The 2262-nt window shown below is 38.2% G+C and carries 6 protein-coding genes; all 6 read right to left on the bottom strand.

The window, feature by feature from the left end; all coding sequences use genetic code 11:
- Positions 1–19: 19 nt before the first annotated feature.
- The gene (locus NFR27_RS10035) at positions 20–469 is read right to left on the bottom strand and encodes a DUF3310 domain-containing protein (RefSeq protein ID WP_251455335.1); all 450 of its coding nucleotides are present in this window, start codon (positions 467–469) and stop codon (positions 20–22) included.
- On the bottom strand, positions 462–698 hold the full coding sequence (locus tag NFR27_RS10040) for a hypothetical protein (RefSeq protein WP_251455337.1): 237 nt from the start codon (positions 696–698) through the stop codon (positions 462–464). The genes NFR27_RS10035 and NFR27_RS10040 overlap by 8 nt, the downstream gene beginning before the upstream one ends.
- 129 nt (positions 699–827) lie before the next feature.
- On the bottom strand, positions 828–1115 hold the full coding sequence (locus NFR27_RS10045; RefSeq protein ID WP_251455339.1) for a hypothetical protein: 288 nt from the start codon (positions 1113–1115) through the stop codon (positions 828–830).
- A 16-nt stretch (positions 1116–1131) separates the two neighbouring features.
- Complete coding sequence (locus NFR27_RS10050; RefSeq protein ID WP_251455341.1) at positions 1132–1551, bottom strand: dCTP deaminase/dUTPase family protein; 420 nt, start codon at positions 1549–1551, stop codon at positions 1132–1134.
- Positions 1551–2003 carry a hypothetical protein gene (locus NFR27_RS10055; RefSeq protein ID WP_251455343.1) on the bottom strand — a complete coding sequence of 151 codons (453 nt, stop codon included), beginning with the start codon at positions 2001–2003 and terminating at the stop codon, positions 1551–1553. The genes NFR27_RS10050 and NFR27_RS10055 overlap by 1 nt, the downstream gene beginning before the upstream one ends.
- Positions 1996–2262: RusA family crossover junction endodeoxyribonuclease (locus NFR27_RS10060; RefSeq protein WP_251455344.1), on the bottom strand; the 267-nt coding region annotated here is incomplete at its 5' end. The genes NFR27_RS10060 and NFR27_RS10055, both read right to left, overlap by 8 nt.

The raw sequence follows: 2262 nt of genomic DNA on the forward strand, positions 1-2262 counted from the left end.
TCACCTCTCAACTATTGCATTATTTGCACAAGTTGGTTAACTTATCAGTTAGCCATTTTAGATATACACTACACTTGCTTAAGTCCTGCACCTCATCATCTTTTTTGCCCGCTCTAAATAAATATTTTAGGGCGTTGCCTTTGCACCAGCCCTTATACTCCTCATCACTTAATACTGATCTAATCACATCCACACTCTCGATGTCTAAGCCACGCAACTTATAATAACTAGGACTATGCACCATATCTACTTTCGCTTTATTTTGTGCAATCGCATGATTATTGCAATTTAAATAATACTGGTAGTAATCCTTTACTGCCTTTTCTAGTTGCTCTACAGTACCACCAACTCCAAGAGCATTGTCACAACAAATAATTTCCTCTCTTAATCTGCTAGTTCTTGCGTTATTAGGCAACTTTGTACAATCTAATACCATATCCACAACTGCTATTACATTAAAATCACTCATCTTCATCCTCCGTATTTTCGATGTATTCATCGTAAGTAATCGGTACAAAATTTCCACCAGTCATTTTATTTAAATTTTTACGCATTTCCTCTTGATTATTTTTAAAATCATTATCCAAAGCAATCTTATTGCAATTTTCAAGTTTTTGCTTAACATACAGATTGTTTTCGCGGTCACCAAAATAATATGTATAGTCAATTTTTACCGTGCCTTTTTCTAATTCGGTCATTATTTTTTTACTCCTATCTCTTCATAACAATGCTTAAACTCAGCTACCGAGAAATCCTCGGCAACTGAAACTTACTAAAAACCTAGCATTTCCACCCCATCTTGTTGACATCAACAAAATCGAAAAATACTAGACTCTACTTGCCACTACCTTATCACTGGTCCACCAAGCAACGCTAAAATAATAATAATGATTGTAATTATTTAGTGCTGTGATAAACCCTTTATCGTCTAGCTTATTACGGATACGCTGCATGTAACTATCACCTACATCACGCCGTACTGTCAAATCTACAAAATCATGACCAAGATTAGCCTCATCTTTGATGCGTTTTAAAATTTTGCGATACTCCATCCATGCAGCCTTGTATTTATACCTAGCAGTAATCCCTTGCATATTGCTAGCATTAATCGTCATTATTACCACTCCTTTATTAATTACCCGTACTCCCAATCCCACCTACACGCTCCACGGTTACATCGTCATCATCGGCAAGCAAATACTCGCAAAATATTCCTTGCATCACTCGGTCGCCCTTATCAATCAATACAGGTGCCTCTCCGTTATTAACCAACATCATTTTAATAGTGTTACCCGTGTCAAAATAATCACTGTCGATTATCCCCGTGCAGTTAGTAAGCGTTACACCTCTACTGCCCAAACTAGACCGTATATGGCAAGCTAAATACTCATTTTTATTACAGTAAGCCCTTACGCAACTATCAATCATTACCTTGTCACCTGGTTTAATTAATACCTCTACCGGAGACACAAAATCATATCCTGCGCTACGAGATGTACTCCTCTTAGGTTTACTCACACTATCATTAGTTACTATAAATCCTCGTTTCATTAACGTTCCTCCTCCGCTAATTTGCATTGTTTCCAGTTCTGCGGCGCGTCACCGTTGTTGCTCCACTCATTCCGCCCCCAAGTAAAGGTCAAAAATGGATGCCCAATCTCGTGTGGGTCAAATCCAGCAAAATATGCACGCTTCCAAGCATGGTTGTTACTATCCCTCACTAGCACTTTTGTATCAACTGGTATTGTTGACCAATCAATAATGCCCAAATGTTTACCGATGTCAAACGGCTCATCATTTTCCCATTTTATTTCGGTAAACAGGTCCCCAAAAATTTCTAAACTATAAATATTGCTTGGCGCACAACCTCCACACCAATAATAAGTTCCTTTTATTGGTTTTTCGAGATAGCCATAAAATTCGCTCGGCTCTCTATCTCTAGCCAAATATCTAACGCCACGATTATATAGCTCTTTTAATAGCTTTTTTTCAAAATCATCCATTGACTTGCTCCTTTATCATCACCACAACATATCCTTGCTTATCCTTTACAACCTCGCTTGATAACCGACCTACATACTTTTGGTTATCATCGATTAGCACGCCAGCTTTTACAAATCCATCTAAAATAAACTTACGAGCAAAATCTAAATTATCTGGGTCAACTTTACGTGCCGTGTGCCACTCAAAGTGGATATCAGCTTTGCCTGTTACCATGCCCCTATACCGTGCAACCATCATCTGTGTTGCCTCGGTATAGTC

The organism is Veillonella intestinalis, from assembly GCF_943192895.1.
Lineage (GTDB): Bacteria > Bacillota > Negativicutes > Veillonellales > Veillonellaceae > Veillonella_A > Veillonella_A intestinalis.